General features: G+C 62.3%; 17 protein-coding genes. 10 read left to right on the top strand and 7 right to left on the bottom strand.

What is annotated here, in order from left to right; all coding sequences use genetic code 11:
- Nucleotides 1–29: 29 nt before the first annotated feature.
- The 4 genes from GXK59_RS04515 (at nt 30) to GXK59_RS04500 (ending at nt 3,587) form a co-directional block, all read left to right on the top strand.
- Nucleotides 30–770: a glycosyltransferase family 2 protein gene (locus GXK59_RS04515; RefSeq protein WP_443094304.1), complete on the top strand. Its 741-nt coding sequence runs from the start codon at nt 30–32 to the stop codon at nt 768–770.
- A 4-nt stretch (nt 771–774) separates the two neighbouring features.
- Nucleotides 775–1,173: a DUF2304 domain-containing protein gene (locus GXK59_RS04510; RefSeq protein WP_237393786.1), complete on the top strand. Its 399-nt coding sequence runs from the start codon at nt 775–777 to the stop codon at nt 1,171–1,173.
- A 96-nt stretch (nt 1,174–1,269) separates the two neighbouring features.
- The gene (locus tag GXK59_RS04505) at nt 1,270–2,403 is read left to right on the top strand and encodes a glycosyltransferase family 4 protein (protein ID WP_160664718.1); all 1,134 of its coding nucleotides are present in this window, start codon (nt 1,270–1,272) and stop codon (nt 2,401–2,403) included.
- Between the two features lie 227 nt (nt 2,404–2,630).
- Nucleotides 2,631–3,587 (top strand): hypothetical protein, encoded by a 957-nt coding sequence (locus GXK59_RS04500; protein ID WP_160664717.1) that lies wholly within the window; start codon nt 2,631–2,633, stop codon nt 3,585–3,587.
- A gap of 22 nt (nt 3,588–3,609) precedes the next feature.
- On the opposite strand, the gene GXK59_RS04495 is transcribed toward GXK59_RS04500, so the two are convergent.
- From GXK59_RS04495 to rfbB, 3 genes are read right to left on the bottom strand one after another with little or no spacing between them, the layout of a single operon-like run.
- Nucleotides 3,610–4,608 carry a glycosyltransferase gene (locus GXK59_RS04495; protein ID WP_160664715.1) on the bottom strand — a complete coding sequence of 333 codons (999 nt, stop codon included), beginning with the start codon at nt 4,606–4,608 and terminating at the stop codon, nt 3,610–3,612.
- Between the two features lie 52 nt (nt 4,609–4,660).
- Complete coding sequence (locus GXK59_RS04490; RefSeq protein ID WP_160664714.1) at nt 4,661–6,091, bottom strand: sugar nucleotide-binding protein; 1,431 nt, start codon at nt 6,089–6,091, stop codon at nt 4,661–4,663.
- A 3-nt stretch (nt 6,092–6,094) separates the two neighbouring features.
- Nucleotides 6,095–7,093 (bottom strand): dTDP-glucose 4,6-dehydratase, encoded by a 999-nt coding sequence (rfbB, locus tag GXK59_RS04485; RefSeq protein ID WP_160664712.1) that lies wholly within the window; start codon nt 7,091–7,093, stop codon nt 6,095–6,097.
- 54 nt (nt 7,094–7,147) lie between these two features.
- On the opposite strand from rfbB, the gene rfbA reads away from it, so the two are divergent.
- The 5 genes from rfbA (at nt 7,148) to GXK59_RS04460 (ending at nt 14,821) form a co-directional block, all read left to right on the top strand.
- On the top strand, nt 7,148–8,023 hold the full coding sequence (rfbA, locus tag GXK59_RS04480; RefSeq protein WP_160664710.1) for a glucose-1-phosphate thymidylyltransferase RfbA: 876 nt from the start codon (nt 7,148–7,150) through the stop codon (nt 8,021–8,023).
- A gap of 90 nt (nt 8,024–8,113) precedes the next feature.
- Complete coding sequence (locus GXK59_RS04475; RefSeq protein ID WP_160664708.1) at nt 8,114–10,087, top strand: DUF6541 family protein; 1,974 nt, start codon at nt 8,114–8,116, stop codon at nt 10,085–10,087.
- Nucleotides 10,088–10,118: 31 nt separating this feature from the next.
- Nucleotides 10,119–12,092 (top strand): DUF6541 family protein, encoded by a 1,974-nt coding sequence (locus tag GXK59_RS04470; RefSeq protein WP_160664706.1) that lies wholly within the window; start codon nt 10,119–10,121, stop codon nt 12,090–12,092.
- Nucleotides 12,093–12,342: 250 nt separating this feature from the next.
- Nucleotides 12,343–14,202 (top strand): L,D-transpeptidase family protein, encoded by a 1,860-nt coding sequence (locus tag GXK59_RS20930; RefSeq protein WP_337248077.1) that lies wholly within the window; start codon nt 12,343–12,345, stop codon nt 14,200–14,202.
- 268 nt (nt 14,203–14,470) lie between these two features.
- A complete protein-coding gene (locus GXK59_RS04460) occupies nt 14,471–14,821 on the top strand; it encodes a hypothetical protein (protein WP_160664702.1) in 351 nt (116 codons plus the stop codon).
- Nucleotides 14,822–14,892: 71 nt separating this feature from the next.
- Here GXK59_RS04460 and GXK59_RS04455 read toward each other — a convergent pair whose 3' ends face one another.
- Genes GXK59_RS04455 through glf form a run of 4 tightly spaced genes read right to left on the bottom strand, consistent with a single transcriptional unit; the run spans nt 14,893 to nt 19,692 of the window.
- Nucleotides 14,893–15,645 (bottom strand): ABC transporter ATP-binding protein, encoded by a 753-nt coding sequence (locus tag GXK59_RS04455; RefSeq protein ID WP_160664700.1) that lies wholly within the window; start codon nt 15,643–15,645, stop codon nt 14,893–14,895.
- A 1-nt stretch (nt 15,646) separates the two neighbouring features.
- Nucleotides 15,647–16,516, bottom strand: a complete 870-nt coding sequence (locus tag GXK59_RS04450) for an ABC transporter permease (RefSeq protein ID WP_160664698.1) — start codon at nt 16,514–16,516, stop codon at nt 15,647–15,649.
- Nucleotides 16,517–18,508, bottom strand: a complete 1,992-nt coding sequence (locus tag GXK59_RS04445; RefSeq protein ID WP_160664696.1) for a glycosyltransferase — start codon at nt 18,506–18,508, stop codon at nt 16,517–16,519.
- Nucleotides 18,505–19,692, bottom strand: a complete 1,188-nt coding sequence (gene glf, locus GXK59_RS04440) for a UDP-galactopyranose mutase (RefSeq protein WP_160668989.1) — start codon at nt 19,690–19,692, stop codon at nt 18,505–18,507. Before glf ends, GXK59_RS04445 begins: the two co-directional genes overlap by 4 nt.
- Before the next feature lie 242 nt (nt 19,693–19,934).
- Here glf and GXK59_RS04435 point away from each other — a divergent pair, with 242 nt between their 5' ends.
- On the top strand, nt 19,935–23,942 hold the full coding sequence (locus GXK59_RS04435; RefSeq protein ID WP_160664694.1) for an FtsK/SpoIIIE domain-containing protein: 4,008 nt from the start codon (nt 19,935–19,937) through the stop codon (nt 23,940–23,942).
- Nucleotides 23,943–23,961 lie beyond the last annotated feature (19 nt).

Raw genomic sequence — 23,961 nt, 5'->3', positions numbered from 1 at the left:
GAAAATTCATCGGCTCCAACATTGATATGATGAGGACGATGTCAATTACTAACGCACGGGCCCTTATCATCATGCCTGCCTGGAATGAAGAGATAGCTGTCCCGGACACCATCCGAGAAGTCATGAAGTTCGCGCCGGATTGCGACCTCCTGGTCGTCGACGACGGATCCACGGACTCGACCCGAGCGGTTGCAATGCAGGCTGGCGCGCGCGTGCTGTCGCTGCCTTTCAATCTTGGCGTGGGCGGCGCGATGCGCGCCGGTTTCAGGTATGCCGACCGCCTGGGGTACCGCGCGGCGATCCAAGTCGATTCGGATGGCCAACACGATCCCCGCGATATTGCCAAGGTGTTGGACGGACTCGATGCAGCGGACATTTGTATTGGCGCACGGTTCGCCGAGCGTGGGTCCTACAAGGTGACCGGCCCCAGAAAATGGGCTATGCAGTTTCTCGCCTTCGTCATCTCAAGACTTGCCAAGGTACGTCTTACCGACGTCACGTCCGGATTCCGGGCAGCCAATCAGCGGGCCATACGTCAGTACCTTGACCACTACCCTGCCGAATACCTCGGGGACACTGTTGACTCCTTGGTCGTGGCCATTCGGTCCGGGTGCCGGGTCACACAGGTTCCGGTTGAAATGCGTGTCCGCCAGGGCGGAGTGCCCAGCCATAATCCCTTCAAATCGGGGATATACCTGGCCCGCTCCGGGCTCGCACTCCTTCTGGCTCTGACGCGGAAACGCTCCGTGCTGACGAAGCTGGAAGGCTAAGAACGTGTTTGGTAATATCGTCACTTTCGTCATCGCGTTGCTGACTCTGTCCCTGGTCATCATGCTCTTGCGCCGCGGGCATCTGCGTGAAAAGTACGCAATCCTTTGGCTGTTCCTGTCCTTGGTGACCATGGTCCTCTCGGGTTTCCCCCAGATCCTGCTCTGGGCCAGCCAGCTCCTAGGGGTGCAGGTCCCGTCGAATCTCATATTTGCGGTTGCCCTCCTGCTGCTGGTCGGGATCACCCTGCACCTGGCCTGGGAACTCTCGACGGTAGAAGACGAGGCTCGGGCGCTGGCAGAGGAAGTAGCCATCATCCGGGTCATGGTCGACGAACTGAAGTCCGCACAGTCAGGCGAAGACCTGGCCGTAGAGCGGTCCGCCGCCAACACCTCGCAGAACTAGCCCGGCCGCCGCCTTCAGCGCTCCCTGCGTTCAACGACGCCCGGTGTTCGATCACAGTTCAACCAATCTGGCTTGCCGGCCGGATGAGGAGGATCCATGCCCTACGACCGCTCGCCCGGCGAGGACAAGTCGCACGTCGCCTTCATCGTCAATAACTACCCACCAAAAGTCGGCGGCCTTGAACAGCACGTCGCTGCACTTGCGAAGTCAGTAAGTGACCTCGGCATCAGGACAACGGTCGTCACCTTGGACCCTGATCATGTGGGGACCGAAGTCAACCAGGTCACGGTCCTCAGGCTGCCGGCAAGCCCCACCCTCGCTGGTGTGATGTCGTGGCCCTATCCGGGCACCAAACGGAAGCTTGTGAAGTTGTTGCGCGCCGAAGGCGTCACCCACGTCTCGACCCACACAAGGTTCTTTCCGATGTCCTACGTCGGGATACGCGTGGCCCGCGCATTGAAGGTCCCGGTGGTCCACACGGAGCACGGCTCTGACTTTGTGTCGGGCGTCTCCCCTTTCGTCGGTTTGGCAAGCCGCGCCGTCGACTACACCCTCGGACGCTATGTGCTCCGGAGTTCCAGCGCGGTGCTGGCAATTTCCGCTTCCGTGCAGGCTTTCGTCAGGAAGCTGGGCGGCAAGGACAGTACGTTGTTCCTGAACGCCATCAACACGGAGCGGTTCGCCGGATCGTCATTGTCCGGCCACAGCGGACATCTCGTCTTCCTCGGCAGGATCGTCCCGGGCAAGGGTTGGGAGCGGGCGATCGAAACCGCCGAATGCCTTCACGGCGAAGGCCGGGATGTTCACCTGCACCTCATCGGCGACGGGCCTGATATGGGTAGGCTGCGCCGCCGGGTGGAGGGCTCCCCTGCGTCAGGACGAATCACCGTCCATGGATTTCTGGACTCTGCCACGATCGCGGGCTATTTGCACGCGGGGATCCTCCTTAACCCCACCACCCTGTCCGAGGGCTTCCAGACAACGTTGCTCGAGGCAATCGCGGCCGAGGGTGCGGTGGTGAGCACCCCAGTCAACGCAGCCGAGTACCTTGCGGAGATCGGGGCGAACGTCAAGATCGTCGCTGAGGACAAGCCAGAAGCCTGGGTGGCGGCCACGCGCTCGTTCCTGGATGTCGGCTGGACCCCGGCCTCAGCAGAACTTGTGGAAAGCTTCGACTGGTCAGCACGGAGCCGCGAATACGCAGCGTTACTGTCGTCGCTGGTCCGATGACCCGCATTCAGCTTCTCCTGGTCTCGATGGTCGGCGCCCTAGCCGCTGCTTTGGTTCCAATATCCGCTCTCGTCATCCTGCCACCGGAAGGATATGGCACATTCTCCTTCGGATATCTGGTGTTTGCCTTCGGCTGGTCCCTTCAGCTGTCGATCATTTGCGATTCCTGGGCCAGGACCAGAGGGGTTGCAGGTTTGCCGTCCGCCTGGAGGAGCTATTGGCCGCCCGTGATGCAGCTGTCATTGCTTGCAGGTGTCGCGGCCGGTGCAGCGACAGTTGCAGTGTTCCATGATGTGAGTATCGCCCTGCTCCTGGTTGTGTCAGTGGCGCTCAATCTCTATCGGCTTGGCGGGCGGTTCTACTACTCGGCGATGGGCCATCGCAGGTTGCCGGTAGGCTCGGACGCATCAACGATCGCTGTCTTTGCTGCGACGGTCATCGTCTTCCGCATTTTTCCCATTGGTGATGACCTCTTCACGGTCACATTGGCATGGGCCACCTCCAGCCTGGCCGGCGCACTCTTCTTCCTTCCGGCCAAGGCAGCACCCGGTTCCGGTCTGGTGACCTGGTATCGAGCCCGCAAGACGGTCGTCCACACGCTGCTGGGTGATTCACTCCTGATGGATCTTGGTGCGAATGCGGTACCTGCAGTCCTGGCACCCTTGCTTGGTGCTAAGAACTTCGGCATTTACCGGGGAATCTCCAGTGTTGCCACGCCGGTCCAGCTGGTCCTCGATCCACTGCGGCCGACGCTGGCCCAACTCACACTTCCCGTGCTGGCGGGACGCCGGTACCTCTTCGCCGTCATGGGAGTCGCGGGAATGATGGCGGCCGGATGTTACGTGGTGTTGGCCGCCATCGTCCCTCAAACCGGGCTGGCTTCTACGACGCTTGGTTCCCTTAGCGAGTTCGCGGTTGCCTGCGCAATCTTCGTGGCCATGAATTTCCTGGGCCACTTCTACTACATCGCTTCCCGGAACCACCTGCCCCGCCGTGAACTATTCGCCGGACGTGTCGTCCAAACTGTCGGCGCGATTGCCGGTCCGATGCTTGGCCTGCTCCTGGGCGGACTTTCCGGTGCCATCTGGGGCTTCGTCGCGGCAAGCGCGGTCTCGTCCGCCGGCTGGTTGCTCCTTGTCCAATATCAGAACCAAGTCCAGCGGTCCGAGGCTCCGGTCCACTGAGGAAGGTCAGGACTGGCGACTCTTACTGCGCGGCCGCACTGACCCCGACAACTCTTTTCCACGTATCCGCCCAGGCCCCGAAGCTGAACCCTTGCGCAATCTCGTTGTAGCCAGCCTCGCCCCTCGCCCGGCGCTCGGACGCCGTTGATGCCAGGAAATCACTCAGGCCCGCGACCCAGGCTGCAGTTCCGGCTGCGGCAAACCCTTCCATTTTCTTCAGTACTTGCTCGTTGGCCCCCACCGGGCTGCCCATGACGGGGAGACCGGCAGCGCCGTACTGGAGGAGCTTGTAAGCGCACTTTCCGCGAGCGAATTCGTCATTCGGCAATGGCATGATTCCGAGATCGGCTTCCTTGAGGAGCTGACCAAAGTTGTCCTCGCGCCAGTCCACGCGGTCCACGATTTCATCGAGAGCGCCCAGGCTGCGCTGGCCGGCGCTAATAACGGTCAGCCGGATCGGAGTCTCGGCGTTGACGCGCAGGAGCGCGTCGGCAATGCCCGCCAGGTATGGTTCGGTGGCTGGGGATCCAAGCCAGACCAGGGTGGGGACAGGGCGCAGATCGAACGAAGTCTTGCGGGCGTACGCGGCCAGATCCACGCAACTGGGAATGAGAGTCACGTTTTCCGCGTGCTTCGAAGCTTCCTCGGCCAGGTACTCGTTTCCGGCGATGATGTGCGAGGCAGACTGAACCGACCGCAGCCACAGCTTGTCCTTGGGCCAGAGACTATACGGGAACGGTGCCGCGCTATGGAAAATCGCGTCGTCGAAATCATAGATCGACCGGTCGGCGCCTCGGAGGATCTTTGCTTCCAGCCTGCCGTTACTTAGCGGCGAAGCTTCCCGGCTCATCAGAACTGTCCCGTCGAAACCTTTCGACGCCAGTCGGGCCAGTGACACCTCAGCCTCGAAAACCTTGTCCAGGTTGTTCAGCAACGTGGAGATGCTGTTGTTGCCCTGTCCCGTGTAGCTCAAGTGCTCTGCGGAAACACCGAGATATTCAAGCCAGTCATGGATTCGCACGCGTGCACTGCTCCCCGATCGGCCGTACGTGGCAATCGTCAACAGATTGGAACTACCCACGGCGGGAGACCTCCGAAGCTTCGAAGTAAGCTGCCAGCGCCACCTGACCGTCACTCGGCCGGAAGCCCGAGGCGGAAATCTTGGAGAGCCCGAGTGCGCTGTTCAACGGTCGGGGCGCCGGAGACTTGCCTTTGAAGTACTCTTCAGTGCTGACTCCGGTGACGGCGTCCCGTGACTTGCCGGAGAGTTCGTAGACGTCCGCGGCCACATCGGCCCAGGACTGTGGTTCGCCGTCGTTGCTGAGGTTGTAGGTGCCGTATTCGGCGCCCGTTTGGAGCAGGTGCCGGATGCCGGCGGCGATGTCTTCGGTGAAGCTGAGCCGGCCGATCTGGTCGTTGACGACGGACGGTTCGATGCCGCGTTCGGCCAGCGAGGCCATGGTGCGGACGAAGTTGGTGCCCTCCCCGATCACCCAGCTGGTCCGCACGATGTAGTGGCGCGGCACGACGCTGACGACGGCGTCGGCCGCCGCTTTCGTCTGGCCGTAGACGCCCAGCGGGGAGAACGGTTCATCCTCGGCGTGGACCTCGCGGGTGCCGTCGAAGACGTAGTCCGACGAGACGTGAACGAGGACCAGGTCGTGGTCGACGGCGGCCCGGGCCAGGCGGGCGACAGCGGTGACGTTGACCGCCCAGGCAGCCCTGCGGCCCTCGGGGGTCTCCGCGGCGTCGACCGCGGTGTAGGCGGCCGCGTTGATGATCGTGGCGTAGTTCTTCCAGTTCCGGGCGGTAAACGCATCCTCGTCGCTGAGGTCGAACTCTGCCCGGCCGGCGAACTCGACGGAAGGGTCGCCGTCGTAGAGTTTCCGCAGCGCCTTGCCGAGCTGGCCGTCGGCCCCGACGACAAGGGTCTTCTTCGGCGGCATCGGGGTAACGTCCGCGAGCCGGGGGTGGTTCTTGTCCTTGTCCGAGAGTTCGGCCTCCTCCAGCGGGACCGGCCAGGCGATGGACACGGTCTCGTCGGCGAGGTTCAGGAAGGTGTACTGGCCCTGGGCGTCGGCGGACCAGTGGTCGTTGACCAGGTACGTGTAGGCGGTGGAGTCCTCGAGGGTCTGGAAGCCGTTGCCCACCCCGCGGGGGATGAAGATGGCCTGGCTGGCGTCGAGTTCGGCGGTGAACACGGCACCGAACGTGGGGCCTTCGCGCAGGTCAACCCACGCCCCGAAAATCCGGCCGGTGGCGACGGAAATGAACTTGTCCCACGGCTCGGCGTGGATGCCGCGGGTGGTGCCGGCCTTTTCGTTGAACGAGATGTTGTTCTGCACCGGCCGGAAGTCCGGCAGCCCGAGGGCCACCATCTTGTCCCGCTGCCAGTTCTCCTTGAACCAGCCCCGGTTGTCGCCGTGGACCGGAAGGTCGTAGAGGACGACGCCGGGAATCGGGGTGTCGTGCGCGGTGAGCTTCTTCGAGAACTCGATCGGCATAATCTACTGGCCCTGTTCCGTGTACTTGGCTTCCGTGGCGGCCTTCTGCGGACGCCACCAGTCCTCGTTGTCCCGGTACCAGGCGATGGTGTCCTCGATGCCGGCGTCGAAATTGGAGAAGCGCGGTTCCCAGCCGAGCTCGGTGCGGAGCTTCGTGGAGTCGATCGCGTAGCGCAGGTCATGGCCGGGCCGGTCCACGACGTGGTCGTAGGCGTCAGGTGCCTGGCCCATGTGCTTGAGGATCAGCTCGACGACGTCCTTGTTGCTCTGCTCGCCGTCGGCGCCGATCAGGTACGTCTCCCCGATCCGGCCCTTGGCGATGATCGCCAGGACCGCGGAGGAGTGGTCGTTGGCGTGGATCCAGTCCCGGACGTTCTCACCCTTGCCGTAGAGCTTGGGACGGATCCCGTCGATCACGTTGGTGATCTGGCGCGGAATGAATTTCTCCACGTGCTGGTACGGGCCGTAGTTGTTCGAGCAGTTGCTGATGGTCGCCTGCAGCCCGAACGAGCGCACCCACGCCCGCACCAGCAAATCCGAACCCGCCTTGGTGGAGGAATACGGGCTGGAGGGGTTGTACGGGGTGTTCTCGGTGAACCGTTCCGGATCATCGAGCTCCAGGTCGCCGTAGACCTCGTCCGTGGAGATGTGGTGGAAGCGCTTGCCGTGCTTCCGGGCCGCCTCGATCAGCGTGTACGTGCCGATGATGTTGGTATCCAGGAACGGGCGGGGATCCTGCAGGGAATTGTCATTGTGCGACTCCGCGGCGTAATGGACCACGACGTCGGCTTCCGCCACGAGTCCGTCGACCAGGGCGGCGTCGCAGATGTCGCCCTTCACGAACCGGAAGCGGCCCTCCGGAAGGCCGTTGAGGGAGTCCAAATTTCCGGCGTAGGTGAGCTTGTCCAGAACGGTCACATGGTGGTCAGTGTGTGACACGACGTAGTGAACGAAGTTGGAACCGATGAACCCGGCGCCGCCGGTCACAAGGAATTTCTGCATATGACCAGACTACCGGTTTGGTCAAAGCGACCGGCTCAGGGGAAGATGGCAGGCATGCGTGGAATCATTCTGGCGGGCGGAACAGGCTCGCGCCTGCACCCTATTACCTTGGGCATCAGCAAGCAGTTGGTACCGGTATTCGACAAGCCGATGATCTACTACCCCCTGTCGACCCTGATCCTGGCGGGAATCCGCGATATTCTCATCGTGACGACGCCTCAGGATGCAGTCCCTTTTAAGAGGCTTCTTGGCGACGGCAGCCGCTTCGGGGTGAGCCTTAGCTACGTCGAACAGCCGTCACCGGATGGGCTGGCCCAGGCCTTCATTCTTGGCGCAGATCACATCGGCTCCGACGATGTCTGTCTCGTACTGGGAGACAACATCTTCTACGGGGCAGGCCTGGGCAGCAAGCTCCAGCGTTTCAGCGGCCTAGACGGTGGCGCAATATTCGGCTACTGGGTGGCGGACCCGAAGGCCTACGGCGTGGTGGAGTTCAATGAAGAAGGACGGGCTGTCTCACTCGAGGAGAAACCCGCCAAGCCCAAGAGTAACTACGCGGTCCCTGGACTTTACTTCTACGACAACGATGTCGTAGAAATAGCCAAATCCCTGAAGCCTTCGCCGAGGGGCGAGCTGGAGATAACGGATGTGAACCGCCACTACCTTGACGAAGGAAAACTTCATGTGGAAGTCCTCCCGCGGGGTACGGCATGGTTGGACACCGGAACGTTTAGCGATCTGAACGACGCGTCGAACTTCGTAAGAACCGTCGAAAACCGCCAGGGACTGAAGATCGGCGCCCCCGAAGAGATCGCCTGGCGTCAAGGCTTCCTCTCGGACGACGACCTTAGCCTGCGCGCCCAGCCCCTGATGAAGAGCGGATACGGCGGCTACCTCATGTCACTGCTGGAACGCGGAAAGAAATTGTAGCGGAACCCAGACTTCGGTAACCCGGCGTAGAGGGCCGACAAAAGCCCCTTCATCTATGCCCTAGAGCAAACAGTAAGCGATGAAAAACCGATGCAAACGACCTGGCCGCTGATCATACTTCCGGCTTTGCTGGCAGCTACCTTGGTCCTCGGCCCGGGATTCCTGATGGTCCGTGCGGCCGGTGGCCGCGCAGCCGCAGCCATCGGTCTCGCGCCGGTCGTTTCCACGTCGCTCGTTGTCGTTGCCTCCACCTTTCTTTGGGTAGTAAAACTCCCTTGGAATCTCCTGGGATTCGCCGCGTTCGTCGGTGTGGCGTGCTCGGCGGCGTTCGTCCTCCGACGACTGGTGGAGCGCCGGTGGCCCGTTGCGGCGCCCCCGGCGACGGCGCCCAACCCCTTGGGAACGATCGCAATCGCAGTTGGCGTCGCCGCAATTATCCTGGGGGCCGAGCTTATCTACGTCTTCGGCTCACCGGATTGGATTTCACAGACCACCGATGGTGTGTTTCACCTGAACTCTGTCAGATACATGGTGGACAGCGGCGATGGGTCAATCTTCTCCGCATCGCTGGGGCTCAACGGCGGCCCTCCGTCTGCCTACCCCGCAGCATGGCATTCCTTCGCTGCACTGATCGCGACGGCCTCCGGTGCTTCAATTCCGGAATCCGTCATTGCTTTGAACCTGATCATCGGTGCCTTGGTTTGGCCCTTGGGCGCAGTCTTCTTTGTCCGCCAGCTCTTCGGAAACGGCCGGCGTTATATCCTCGGAACGGGTCTCCTGATCACCTGCTTCGGAACCTTTCCGTTCCGCCTGCTGGACTGGGGCGTCCTGTATCCGAACTTGCTGTCCACCGCGCTGGTACTGCCGGTAGCCGGCCTGGTAGTGATTCTCCTCCGGAGGACGAGAAGCGGGGACTGCTTCCACCCAGGAATGGTCGCGGCTCTACTCCTCATCGCCGTCCCCGGCATGTTCTTCAGCCACCCCAGCGGCGTTCTGCTGGTCCTTGGCCTCGTTCTTCCCATGATCATCGGCTCTTGGCTGAAGCAGTCGCGACTGTTCCCCTTGCAAGGCGGCCTCCGCGGCCTGGGTTGGAGGCAGGTCGCCTCCCCTCTGTCGGTGACCGTCATACTCTTGGCCTGGCTGACCCTACGCCCCCAGCCTTTGTCCGCGATACAGTTCAATCCGCCCTACCAGAACCCACAGCAGGCGATCGGCGAAGCATTGTGGGTGACGCATTCCTGGAACCTTCCATCCTTTGCCGTGGCACCGCTGGTCATCATCGGCGCCGTTGCTGTGTGGCGAAAGAACACCCAGCGGTGGTTCGTTGCCTCGTACCTGCTCTTCGGCCTGCTATTTGTCGCAGTCGCGGGCTTCCCGCCGTCGGAGCTGCGGTCCTTCCTCACCGGTGTCTGGTATGACGACTACAACCGCCTGGCTGCGGGCTTTGTACTGGTAGCACTTCCGATGTCTGTCGCCGGAGCGACTGCACTCGCCGAGACGATCAACCGCCGCATCCCCGACCTCAAACGAACTCCGCGAAAACGCGCCGCCAATTTGATCATCGCGTTGCTAACGGTGGTGGTCCTGGGAGTGTCCTTCGCCGTCTCAACGCAGCCGGCCATTGATTCGGCGAAGAGAAACTTCGCCATTACGCCGACCTCCGCCATGATGTCCTCCGACGAACTGGAGCTGTACAAGAAGCTGGGCGACTTCGTAGGCCCGAGCGAATTCGTAGTCGGCGACCCGTGGAACGGGAGCGGACTGGCCTACCTCTATTCAGGCACAAACATGACGTTCAACCAGATTTTCACGGCCATGACTCCGGCGAAGGACCTCGTGGCCCGCTCGCTGCGGTGGGTTTCCAAGCGTCCCGAGGTCTGTGACGCCGTTCGGTCGCTAAACATTCACTATGTCCTGCAGTCAACTCAACAGCCGTTCCAACACGGCTATCCAAAGGATGCCCAATACGATGGCCTTTTCAATATCGACCATGCCAAGGGTTTCAGCCTGGTCACCGCCGTTGGAACTGCCTCTTTGTATAGGATAACCGCGTGCTGGAGCTGAAAGTGGAATCTGGGCAGAGGACGGCAGCAGCATGAGTTGGTTCGACTACGTGCCCGCGTTCCTGACGGGGGCCTGCATCCTGCTCCTGCCAGGGCTCGGCGCGGGATATGCCTTTGGTGCCCGCGGCTTGATGCTCTGGGCGGGAGCCGGGCCGTTGAGCGTTTCGCTGATTGGTGCATCGGCAGTGCTTGCGGCGGCAGCAGGGATTCCCTGGTCAATCCTGGCAGTCACCGGCTTATCAGTACTTGCCTGCCTTGTTGGGCTTGCCCTGCGGCGATGGATTTGGCCACCCCGCGGAACTCCGGCCCTGACTTCTTCTACGGGACGCGCGTGGCTGGTCCCGGCGTCGCTGATCGTCAGCGGCTCAATAGTGGGTTTTCGAATTATTTCGATCTTCGAATCGCCCGACAACATTTCGCAAACATTCGACAATGTTTTCCACCTCAATGCCATCAGATTCATTCTTGACACGGGCTCTGCCTCGTCCCTGACGATCGGTAACCTCGTAGATAGTACCGGGCACCCGGGCATTTATCCGGCCGCATGGCATGCGTTCGTTTCGCTCACAGTTCAGCTGACAGCGCTCCCGATTCCCGGCGTTGTCAATGTCTGCAATGTGCTCATTGGAGCGCTCATTTGGCCTGCCGGATGCGTGTACCTCACCCGACGCATTCTGGGGGCAAACCCCGTGGCCACATGGGTTGCGGCAATTGCGGCGGCCGGCTTCAGCCAGTTTCCCTATTTGCTGCTGGACTTTGGCGTGTTGTATCCCCTGATGCTTGCCACTGCTGTCCTGCCGTTTGCCTTAAGTCTGGTCGTCTCAGTACTGGATACGGGCAACGCCGAAAGGCATGGAATTGGCTCTTCTGCTCTTGTATTGGCAATGACCGTCCCGGGGATAGCACTTGCACACCCCTCCGCCCTCCTGGCATTGCTGGCATTCGGGACGCCTTGGGTCTTGAAGCGCCTCATCACGTGGAACGCCGCACTTGTACCAAAGACCGCGAAACCATTGTCCCGTGTTCTTCCGTTTGCAGTGATGCTTTGCTTCGTTCTTGGTGCCTATATTTTCTGGAAGGCACTGAGGCCCGAAGCGGAGGCCGCTTTCTGGCCGCCTATCCAATCCTTATCGCAAGCCTTCGGGGAGGCTGTGACGGCTTCCGGAATGGGCCGCCCCATGCCCGTCGTTCTCGCCGTCCTCACGGTGACAGGGGTGTGTGTTGCTGCTTCAGCGAGGCGGCTTTGGCCCCTCCTGATGTCGTTCACGGCCGCCGTCGCCCTGTACGTTGTGGTCAGCGGCATGTGGTTCGGACGCTTCCGCTCCTTCCTTACCGGAGGGTGGTACAACGACAGCAACCGGATCGCGGCGCTCTTGCCGGTTGTTACAGTGCCCGTGGTGGCCCTAGGCGCCGTATGGATCGCCGGGCTTGCGGTAAGCCGGTACAAAGCCTATGGCACCGCAATCTTGCGCGCGCTTCCTAGCTCATGGCGGCGCTTCGCCTACGCGGGAAGTGTGGCCTTAGTCTGGGTTTCTTTCGCAGGCATAACACAATTTCAGACGGTCGAACCGGAAGTCAGCAACGGCGCCAACTCTTATCGGTTGACCGATGACTCCAAATTGCTCTCAAAGGACGAGAGAGCACTGCTGGCTGCAGTCGACGAGCACGTGCCCTCCGACGAAATCGTCATCGGCAATCCATGGACCGGCGCATCCCTGGTTTACGCGCTGAGCGACAGAAAAACATTGGAACCGCACATGCTGGGCGAACCATCTGAGACTGTCAGGCTGATCGAACGAAGATTGAATCAGCTGGATTCGGACCCAACGGTCTGCGATGCGGTTCGTACGCTGAAAAGCTACTGGGTTCTCGACTTCGGCAAATTGGAAGTACACGGGGGATCCCATCCATATACGGGAATTTCTAACCTCGAAAGCCGGCCTTCCTTCCGGCTCGTGGAGAAACGCGGCAACGCGCGGCTCTATGAAATAGTCGGATGCCGCTAGGCGCGACTTTCTTTACGGTATCCCTCCCACCGCCCTGCATGTACCTGATCGGCAGGTACACTTTGAGAAGTTTGCTGTAGACACGTGGCGTTCGAGAAAACTGCACGGACTATTCGAGCAGTCGGGCCATTAGATTTTGGGGGATTCTTTGAGCTTATTGCGACCAGTCACCGGGAGCGTCTTCGTCGGTTTGACGATTGTCGGCCTTATACTCGGGTCGGCGGGTGCTTCACAGGCGAGCCAATTGCCGATGCATCGGGCAATAACCATGGAAATTCCGGTGTCGCCAACTGCAACCCCAGAACCCACGCCGCCGGCGACAACTCCCCCGGCCACAGGGCCGGAGACTGCCACACCAAAACCGTCAGCGCCTGACAGCTCTCTCGCAGTGTCACCGCGGCCGGCGGTAACCCCGGGCAATTCTCCAACCACAGGGACTCTGCCAACACAGCCAGCGGTTGAGGGCGCGGCCGCCACCGCAGTGACGCCGCCGCCGGGGGCCGCGGCGGCAATTACCGCCGTGTGGTCGGGCCTTGGCGGAGCCTCCGGCGCGCTCGGCGCGGCCACCGCCGACATTATCTGTGGACTGGCTGACGACGGGTGCCACAGAACATTCCAGAATGGCAACGTGTACTGGTCGGCAATATCCGGCGCCCAGCCAGTATGGGGCGCCAACCTGGTCGCCTACAAGAATTTTGGTGCACAGGGGGGCGGTCTCCGCTATCCTCTGAGAGCCGAGATTTGCGGGTATCGCGATGGCGGTTGCTCTCAACTGTTCCAGGGCGGGGAACTGTTTTGGTCGCCGGCCACAGGGTCGAACCCGGTATGGGGCGCAAACCGCGTCGCGTATATGAACTATGGGGCACAGAACGGTGGACTCCGCTACCCCACAGGTCCAGAGATCTGCGGGCTCGCGGATGGTGGCTGCTCCCAGGCCTTCCAAGGGGCCCAGCTCTACTGGTCCCCGGCCACCGGGTCCAATCCCGTTTGGGGTGCCAACCTTGTGGCTTACAAGAACCACAACGCCGCATCGGGGGGCCTGCACTATCCGACAGGAGCCGAGATTTGCGGCCTTCGCGACGGCGGTTGCTCCCAGATTTTCCAGGGTGGTCAACTGCTATGGTCGCCTGCCACCGGTTCCAGTCCACTCTGGGGTGCCAACCGCGCCGCATACATCAACCAGGGCGCGCAGAATGGAGGACTAAGGTACCCCGTTGGATCCGAAATCTGCGGATTGCGGGCAGGCGGTTGTATGCAGAACTTCCAAGGCGGCCAACTCTTTTGGTCCCCAACCACGGGGTCAAACACCGTCTGGGGTGCCGTAGGCGCCACTTGGACGAGTCGCGGAGGACCCAGCGGTTCATTGGGGTACCCCACTGAGACCGAGAAGTGCTGGAGCGGCGGTTGCCAACAGTGGTTCGAGAATGGCTCCCTAAGCTGGACACCAATTTCAGGACCGAAACTTTACATCTCGCCCAGTGGCTATTGCGAGGCCATAAACCGAGGGTCAGTTAACTACGGAACCGGCGGCGCGCAGCGTGTCACGTTCGCCATCGCAGAGCAGTACTCCACGTCGCCAGTCACATCTGTCACATGTGCGAAATCCGGAGGCCATTACGCCTATGAATGGTCAACTTGGGCCCAGGCCGGAGAATCCGGCTTTGCGAGGCCCGGGGTCGCCTCGGGACCCACCATCAACAAGTTCTCCCCAACGGGTTCTTTCACAGTGACGGATGCTTTCGGGCTCGGCAACCCGGGCACTGCACTCAACTACCTGACCCTGAACCCCTACTCTCGGTGGGGCGGCCGGCTCAACGCCAATTACAACAGGTACTTCGAGTCCAGCGCGGACATTTTCCCGGACGAGAACATGTGGTATTATGCCACTCGACCTGCCCACGACTACCGGCAGGGTGTCGTCATCAACTACAACCGCGAGCCGGATTCGAGCATTGTCATGAATGCCGGATTCGCAATCTTCCTGCATGCAAACCGGTATCCGAGTTGGGGGTGCATCGCTATGAACGAACCTGATGTGGTGCGTTTCATGAACAGCGCCGTCCCCGGCGACCACATCGTGATGGGTGTCGTTGCCGATGTTTTCCGCTAGCAAAACGCACAGTGCGGTCCGGGCGGGAGTTGCCTGCACGTCGCTCGCTATCGCGCTCGCCCTGGCAGGCTGTACCGGCCACGGATCCGCAACGGAATCTCCTCAGGGAGGCCGGACAACCGGGACTCCGACGCCAAGCATCGCGCACGACGGGCGAACCGTGCTGCCGGCACCGTCAGCGACCGCCTGCCAGGTCCTCAGCCCGGAGGCCATCAGGAAGGCGCTTGGCACCCTGGCGTCCGACCTCCAGGGTGCACAGCCTTCCGCGGTGCAGGACACGGCCGGAGTCAAGAAGGATTCCTGCATCTACGCGTTGGATGCAAGCGGCCTGACAACAAACGCCCTTATCACCGAAGTGACAACCTACCCGTCCCGCGAGTCCCTGGCAGCCGACGACCCCTTCAAACTAATGACAGAACCGGAGGATGTCCCTGGCCTGGGGGAACGGGCTAGGTTTGCAGTGAACCGGTTGTCCGGAACCTCTGAGTACGTTCTTACGGTGGTGGCGGGAGTTCGGTCCACGCGCGTGCTCGTTGCGCTGCCCTCGTCGTCTTCCCAGTGGGATAAGGCGAAGGGACGAGAGGTTCTTGAGGCTCTGGCGGCTCAGATCAGTTTCTAACGGCACGATTGCGGTCTCGGGCGCCAATCTCCCCGAATAGGCATCGACCGCCGTTTTCCCACGCGGAAGGGCTAACCCACCGAAGACCTTCGCCGGAGCTCGTCTACGACCTCGTGCACTTCAGCGTCCATGACCACCTTGCCGTGTTCGAGCAGGACGCCCCGTTCACACACGGTGGCGACCAGATCCAGGTCATGGCTCACCACAAACAGGGTCTTCCCCATTTCCGAAAGTTCCTTGATCTTGGCGATGCACTTGCGCTGGAACGGCTCGTCGCCCACAGCAAGAATTTCATCAATCAGGAAGACCTCAGGGTCTGTGTGTACCGCAATTGAAAACGCCAGGCGCAGGTACATTCCCGAGGAGTAGAACTTCACTTCCGTGTCAATGAATTCTCCGATCTCGGAGAACTCGACGATGGAATCGAACATCTCATCGATCTGCTTCTCTGACATGCCAAGGATGGCGCCGTTGAGATAGACGTTGTCCCGGCCGCTGAGGTCATGGTGGAAGCCTGCGCCGACTTCAATCAGGCCGGCCACGCGCCCCCGGGTCCGCACCGTGCCGCCGTCAGGTTGCAGGACTCCAGAGATCAGCTTCAGTAGTGTCGACTTTCCGGAACCGTTGAGCCCCATGAGTGCGACAGTTTCGCCCTGTTTGACCTCGAGCGATACGTTGTCGAGCGCGAGGAATCTTTTCGACAGGTCCCCCTTACGTCCCTTGACCAGCCAGACCAGAGCCTCCTTGAGGGACCGGGTGTGGCGCAGAACGAACTGCTTGCGGACGCCGATACAGCTGATGGCAACGTGGCCGCGCTTCGTCATCTTAGAGCTCCTGTGCGAAGTGGACGGAAAGCCGGCGGAACATCAACTGGCCAAGGAACAGGATGGCGACGGAGGTGAGCATGGAAACTGGAAGCCAGAAGCTCAGCAGGTCCGGGGGCATTGGATCGCTGACCACCTGGTCGGCCTTCAGTGTCGGTTCCCAAAAAGTCCAGTGAAAAACTCCGACGGCGGTGGTCATCGGGTTCAGCATGTAGACCCAGAACCACTGTCCCATGACACGCTCGACCATGGTCCATACGTAGAGCACCGGAGAAGCCCACGTGACGACCATAACGATCATGTCCACAATGTTCTCGGAGTCGCGGAAGTAGACGTTGACGGCGCCGAACATCAGACCGAGGCCCGTAGCCAGCACTGCGACCATAACGAAAATCAGGACCGCAGCGGCTATCTGCAGGATCGACGGGGTCCAGCCCACAAACAGGCAGGCAGCGATCAGGACGAGCAGTTGTGGCAGGAAGTGCGCCGCCGAGACCCATACCGTTGCCACCGGGAATAGCTCCCGCGGCAAGTAGATCTTTCGGATGAGGTCTCGGTTGTCAACGATTGATCGGGTGGCATTGGACAATGACTCCGTAAAAAAGTTGACCAGCACGATGCCCGAAAAGAGGTAGATCGCATAGTTGGGCGTCCCGTGCTCAAGATTCAGGAATATGCCCAGCGCGATGAAGTAGATCAGGAACTGCATCAGTGGTTTCACATAGGACCACATCAGCCCGAGCACTGATCCGCGATAACGGATTTTGATTTCCTTGCGTACCAGCAGCTTCAGCAGGAACCGGTCACCGTAGACGTCGAGCAGTCCGCGGCCGCTTCCGGGTTTTACTAGTTGGTCGACTTGTCCGGCCATCTAGTTGCGGTCCTTGGCGTCGGCGTCGAACGTCCTTTTCCAGGCTGCCATTGAGGTAATCCCGGGAACGGCGGCGCGGTACTGTTCAGCCAGCTTGTCCCACTCGCGGTAAAGCCGGAGATGCAGGCGTGTTGCTTCAGTCAGCATCAACTTCAGCTTCTTGGGGTCCCGCCGATACCAGGAGGCCCCCGTTCCCTCTGCATTGGACACTATGACGCTGTCGTAGTGCGCAAGCCGGAACCACCGGTTGTCGCGGTGGGCCAAAAATCCCTGCGGACGCTCGGCGCTTTCCGGCGCAGGAGTCTTGACCAGCTGACGCGAAACTGTCTTGATTCCCCAGGGAACCAGGTCTTTCTTGCGCGGCATGCCGATGGGGGCGCCCCCCATGGGTCCGCGACCCAATTTCGGCGCAGGGAAGTCGTCGACGTCGTCCTTGAGCTGGGCGTCCGGGTACTCGGACTTCAGTGCGTTGATTTCCGGTAGGCGGGTGGCCAGAACCTGGTGAAGATCATCGGGTCCCTTGAAGATGTCCTTCAAAGCCTCGATCCGGCCGTGCTCAGTGAAGTACTGCATGGAGACAAGATGCTTTACATCGGCCTGAACCGACTCCCTCAAGACACGGCCACCCTTGGGGTAAGGGCTATGAATAAGCGTTGTAATCAGCCTGTTGCGCTCATGGAAGTATGACTGCCAGCCGACCATGTCATCTTTGTCGGCCCAAGATACGTGCCACACGGCAGCACCCGGCAACGATACCGTCGCGAAACCCGCCTCCCGGGCACGCAGACCATATTCGGCGTCGTCCCATTTGATGAACAACGGTAGGGAAAGCCCGATCTCCTTGATCACCTGCGTTGGGATCAGACACATCCACCAGCCGTTGTAATCAACGTCCACTCGGCGGTGCAGCCAAGCGGTCTGCCGGAGGTTGGCGACGCTGAAATCGTGGCGGAGTTCCATGTCGGCATGTGGCTGAGCCGGCACGATTCGGTAGGGGTCGACGACCTCGCCAAAGGTGTGCAGGACGCTGCGGCTGTAAAGGTCGAACATGTGGCCGCCGACGATAGTGGGCTTCCGGCAGTAGTCGGCGAATGTCAGGAGACGAACGATGCTTTCGGGCTCGACGACGATATCGTCGTCGAGCAGAAGCACATAGTCGCTGCCATTCTCTACCGCTTCGTACATGCCGCGGGCAAAGCCGCCGGAACCGCCCAGGTTGGCCTGGTTGATGACCCGGAGTTTACCGCCGAGTGCTTCCTGGACCTCAGTGAAACCGACCTGGTCCTCAACCTTCTGCGTCCCTTGGTCCACGATCAGGATCTCTTTGACATCGTTGAGGACGTCGAGGTTGTCAGAGAGAATCCGGGCGTTGTTGAGGCAGAAATCGGGTTTGTTCATTGTGGTGATTTCCAGTGTCACCTGGCCTCGGTGGTTCACATGGTCCGGGGTTTCCCACTGTCCGGACTCCAGCACGAGGTCCGTGGAGCTCGCCGCAAGATCGAACCAGTACCAGCCGCCGTCGCCGAACGGCTTGAGGGAGAGTTCGAAAACCGAGGTGGAGTCGCCGTCCACGTGGTGGCCATCGACCCGCTGAACGGAGCCACGGGCGTTGGACTTGTAAACCGTCACGGCACCTGTGCCGGTGGTCCGGACCACGAGCCGGATGTCACGGACCGAGGTCCACCGTCGCCAGTAACTTGCAGGGAACGCATTGAAATAGGTGCCGAAGGAGATCTGCTCACCGGACCGCACACGCATGGACTCCCGCGAGAGCAAGTCCTCGAAGTGCGCCTGGCGGCTTCCCGAACTGAACATCTGCAGTTTGTCTTCGGGGAGCTTCGGGGAGCGCGCCAATTCATCGTTCTCCCGCAGCCGGATGCCGCTGGCGGGACCCGCATCCACGTACAGCGGGATGGTGTCCGTCTGATCGGCGGAGGGCAGGATGACCCGCTGGATCCGCGTCCAATCGTTCGTTTCGTCCGCGGCGCTCATGCGTCGACCCCTCCACTTTCAATCTTGGCGCCGCCCTCAAAATGCGGGCGGATCTGGTTGTCAAACATGGTCAGCGCGGACCCGATGGCCATGTGCATGTCCAGGTACTTGTACGTGCCGAGCCGTCCCCCGAACAAAACATCCTTCTCAGCGGCCGCCAGATCGCGGTACTTGAGCAGGCGTTCGCGGTCCGTAGCAGTGTTGATCGGATAGTAGGGCTCGTCGCCCTTCTCCGCTGCGCGGGAGAACTCGCGCATGATGACGGTCTTTTCCGTCTGGTAGTCGCGCTCCGGGTGGAAATGGCGCGGCTCGATAATGCGGGTGTAGGGCACATCGGCGTCGTTGTAGTTGACTACCGACGTTCCCTGGAAGTCGCCGACGTCGAGGACTTCCTTCTCGAAGTCGATAGTGCGCCAGGAAAGGTCGCCCTCGGCGAAATCGAAGTACCGGTCTACCGGCCCGGTGTAGATGACCGGGATGCTACCGACAACCTTGCCTTTGCTGTATTCGTGCGATTCGTCGAAGAAGTCCGTGTTGAGCCGGACCTCGATGTTCGGGTGCTCCGCCATCTTCTCGATCCACGCGGTGTAGCCGTTTGTCGGCAGGCCCTCGTACTTGTCGTTGAAGTAGCGGTTGTCGTAGTTGTAGCGCACCGGGAGGCGGGAAATGATGCCCGCGGGCAGGTCCTTGGGGTCCGTCTGCCACTGCTTGCCGGTGTAGTGCTTGATGAAGGCCTCGTACAGCGGACGGCCAATGAGCTGGATGCCCTTGTCGTTCAAGTTCTGCGGATCGGTCCCGGCAAGTTCCCCGGCCTGTTCCTTGATCAGTTCCCGGGCCTGGCCCGGGGTCAGGTTGGCGCGGAAGAACTGGTTGATGGTGGACAGGTTGATCGGCAGGGAGTAGACCTCACCCTTGTGAACGCCGTACACCTTGTGAACGTAGTTGGTGAATGTCGTGAAACGGTTGACGTACTCCCAAACGCGCTCGTTCGAGGTGTGGAAAAGGTGTGCACCGTAACGGTGCACCTCGATGCCGGTCTGCTCTTCCTTTTCGCTGTAGGCATTGCCGCCGATGTGCTCCCGGCGGTCGATGACAACGACCTTCAAGCCCAGCTCTGTAGCGGCCCGTTCTGCGATGGTCAGGCCGAAGAAGCCCGACCCTACGATGACGAGGTCAGCGGTCACAAACTCTCCTGATTCGAATGCGGGCAGCGCAATTTTGCGCATTGGCTGCTGCTTTAGCCTACCCGAGGCGGGGTGTGAACCGGCGAATCGCGGCCAGGGCCCGGGCCCGCCGGCGGCCCCTCGTTGGTTCATCCTCCGAGGACAGTGCCGCTTTCCACATAGCCCTAATCCCCTGCACCCCGCCATCGCATCCACGCCTAGCGTGGGACTCAAACAACGCCGCGGGAAAGGATTCTTCCTTAATGATGCTGCACTGCACCCTGGTTCCGGCTCCGGGGTCCGCACTCACCTCCGGACCTCTGGAGCTGGCCGTCGAAGTACCCGCCGGGTGCCCCGGCGTGGAACTTCAGGCGGCCGTCTCCTCGCGCTACGGGACCGGGGAGCTGACGGTGGCCCGGGTCCCGGTGGCTGCGTTGAAAGTCGGCGAACGCCCCCTCGTTAATGGCGCCGTGCTGGTGGATGGCGCCGTGCCGTCCACTGTCCACGACGCAGCACCGCTGGTACTTGCCGTGCACAGCGGGCCGGGTGCCGGTTTGATCTTTCCGCTGCGGCGTGGGCGGTTCCGGATCGGACGCAGCGGCACCGAGGTTGTCATCCCGGATGCCGAGCTGTCCCGGGAACATGCGCTGCTCGACGTTACTGATGCCGCCGTCACCCTCCTCGATCTTGGGAGTGCCAACGGGATCCGCGTCGACGGAAGGAAAGTAGTGACGGCGACAATCTCCACGGATTCCATGATTCACTGCGGCGGCTCGTCCATGTCACTTGCTTTCGGCGGTACTCCCGGAATCACCGGCGATGCCGGGTCCGATGTCACGGAACCGCTAGTGGTCAGCAATCCCACGGCGCACAGCAACAAGGCGGCCCTCCTGCTCGCTGCGGTTCTGCCCCTGGCCATCGGTGTGGGCCTGGCCGTCCTGACGGGCATGTGGATCTTCCTGGCCTTCACCGCCGTGTCCGCGGTTTCGGTGTTGGTGCCTGTCGTTGCGGGCCGAAGGCAGCGCCGCGAGCTGAGGGCGGCTGTCGCCGCGGCCGTGCGTGCGGACCAGGACCGACGACGGCGGGCCGCGCCATCCGCCGGCGTACTGTCCCTGACAGGATCTTTCGCGGAACCCGGCTCTCCGAAGGTGTCTGCCACGCCCACGGGTCCGGTGTGGTTGCGGCTGGGACAGGCACAACAAAGGGCGAATATCAGGCTGGAACCGCCGGATTTCGGTTTGCTGCCTCCGCTGCTTGGACTCATGCCTGTAACCCTTGATCCCGGAACATCGGTGACGACTCTTCGCGGGCCGGAACCAGCTGTCGCCGGAATGGTCAGGTCCATCGTTTTGCAGCTTGCCGGCTACCCCGCGGCCCGGCAGACCAGGGTCCTCATTCACGGGCCCACCCCGCCGCTGCTTGCCGCGCGCTTCCTGCCGGCTGCGGTGCTCTCCGCGCAGGAAAGTTTCACTCTGGAAACCCTTGCCGCCGGTCCGGGCCCGGGGTCTGAGCGCGGGGTGCTGATCATCGTCACGGCCCGGGGAACCGCCGGACTATGCGCCGCAGCGCTCAGCGGCGGCTGGCAGGTGCTCGATTGTTCCGGTGATCCGGCGGCGGCTCCGGCAGCCGGTACTGCCATCGTGCTCAATGAACGCACCGGCCGGCTTTCATCGGCCGACTCCCCGCTGGAGTTCATTCCCGATCTTGTTCCCGCCGGCGTCTTCGACCGCAACTGCCGCCGCCTGGGGGCACGAGCCCCCGAGGCAACTCCCCCGGCGGGGCTCCCCGCTGCCTGCTCCCTGGGCGCACTGATCCCGGTCTCGGCGGCGGACATCACCTTGCGCTGGACCGCATCCGCGATCGCGCCGGGCCTTCCAGTCACGATCGGCATCGGACGTTCCGGCCCGCTGCGGTTGGATCTCACGACGGACGGTCCCCATTTCCTAGTGGCGGGCACCACCGGCTCCGGAAAATCGGAATTGCTGCGGACTCTGACCGCGGGGTTGGCGGCGGCCCATCCACCCGAGCGCGTCAACCTGCTGTTCATCGATTTCAAGGGCGGCTCGGGCCTGCGCCCGCTGGCTGGCCTCACACATTGCGTCGGCCTCCTCACGGATCTCGACCTTGATGAAATGGCCCGCACCCTGGTCTCCCTGCGGGCCGAAGTCCGCCGCCGGGAGGAACTCCTCGCCGCGTACGGGGCCGCGGATCTCCCGGGCTACGAGTCACTTGGTCCAGTGGGGCAGCCACTGCCCCATCTGGTGATCATCATCGACGAATTCCGGATGCTGGTTGATGAGGCACCGGAAGCGCTTGCCGAGCTCATGCGGGTTGCTGCCATCGGCCGCTCACTGGGGATACACCTCATCATGGCAACCCAGCGCCCCCAGGGCGCCGTTTCCGCGGACATCCGTGCGAACGTGACCAGCTGCATCGCGTTGAGGGTCCAGTCCGAGCTGGAATCCATCGACATCATCAATTCCCGGCTGGCGGCAGCGATCCCGATTACGCGTCCGGGCCGCGCCTACCTGGTCCGCGGGAACGAAGCGCCGGAGGAGTTCCAGACGGCCACGGTCACGCCGCCCCTGCAAGAGATGCCTGGCAGCCCAACTGTGATGGAGGCGATGGAATTCCTCAACGGCGCGCCGGCGGGTCCGTTCCCTGACCAGGCGGACGGCACCACCCCGCCACCGTCGCAGGCGGCGTTGACACGGCTGACGGAAGCAGTGGCGGCCGTGTGGGAGGCGACCGGCCGGGGGAAACCGGGCCGCCCCGTCGCAGAGCCCCTCCCCGGGAGCGTGCCGTTTCCCGCGGACGGCCGCCGCAACCGGATCAGGCTGGGGCTGCTGGACCTTCCCGGGGAGCAACGCGTCGCCGAGTTCGGCTGGCATCCGGGCACAGACGGCCACCTGGGTCTTATCCCGGGGCTCAACGGAGGTGCAGATGCCGTCCTGCGGCTCATCGTGGATCAGCTCGTGACCTGCGATGACGAATCGCACGTATACATCCTGGACGCTGCCGGTGCATTCAGTGCACTAATCAGCGCCTCCAGGGTCGGGGCAGTTGCCGGGCTGCACGAACTCCGCCGGGCCGCGCGGGTGCTGGAGCGCGTCTCGGAAGAAATGGCCCGGCGTCTGAGCGCCATCGGTACGGCAGACCCGCCTGCCCTCGTCCTCGCCCTGTGCGGCTGGGGGTCCTGGGTATCGGCGTTCAGATCCGGCCCGCTGGCTTGGGCCGAAGATCTGGTCCTGGACATCGTTCGCGACGGCGCAAGGGCAGGGATCACGGTACTTGTGGCGGGTGAACGCGAGCTCGTGACGTCACGGTTCTTCGCGGCCATTCCGAACCGGATCTTCCTGCCCGCCGGCTCAACGGAAGAGGGGCGGCTCGCCTGGCCCCGGCTGCCTGCCACCAAGGCGGCTGTCGGCCGGGTTGTCGCTTTTGGGCCAATCTCCATCGCGCCTTCGCTGTCCGGGCACGTGGGACAGCTCTTCGATCCTGTTCCCCCGGCCATCCTGGACGAGCCCATCCGGGGCGAGGCCCTCCCGGCCGCGCGGACCCGGCCGTTCCGCATCGAACCCCTGCCTCAAAGGGTGACGGTCGCCGAAGTCCGCTCCCGGGCGGGGCCAGGCCTTGGAGGCAGCGGCGGCGCCGCCATAGACCCTGCCGGCACACCGCCGGCTTCGAAGTCTCCTCCCCTGCCCGGGCATCTGTGCCTCGGGGTCGGGGGCGACGAACTCCTCCCGGCAGGCCTCCATTTGCCTCCCGGCGCCGTTCTTGCCGTCCTCGGTGGCCATGCTTCAGGGAAGAGCTCGCTGCTGTCGGCCCTGCCTGGCCTCAATCCGGCCGCCAGCTGTCTCCGGCCCCTGGCGGCGACCGATCCGGAGAGTTACTGGTCAGGGACCCACGATGCCGCCCTCACCGGAACACTGGACCCCAAGGCGATTCTCCTGATGGACGACCTCGATCTGCAGTCGCCCAAAACGAACAGCCGGCTGCTCCTGCTAAACAGCCTCGGATGGCGCGTGGTCCTGACTGCCGGCTTCAACCCGGCTGTTCGGCAGCGGGTACCGCTGACGCAGATTGCGGTTGGTCAGGGGCGGGGGGTCCTGATCGCCCCGAGGACGCTGATGGACGGAGACCTGTTCGGGGTCAGGTTCGAACTCGAGCAGAGCCCTCCCCCGGGCCGCGCAGTGCTGATTTCGGACGGGCGGGCACGGACGGTGCAGCTGGCGTTCGATCCTGCCGCAGAGGGCAGCCTCAGTCCGTGAGGCTCCGGCGAGAGTGCAG

This window comes from Pseudarthrobacter sp. ATCC 49987, assembly GCF_009928425.1.
In the GTDB taxonomy this organism is placed as follows: domain Bacteria; phylum Actinomycetota; class Actinomycetes; order Actinomycetales; family Micrococcaceae; genus Arthrobacter.
Note: the sequence above shows the minus strand (reverse complement) of the source record. Positions and strands in the feature narration are given on the sequence as shown.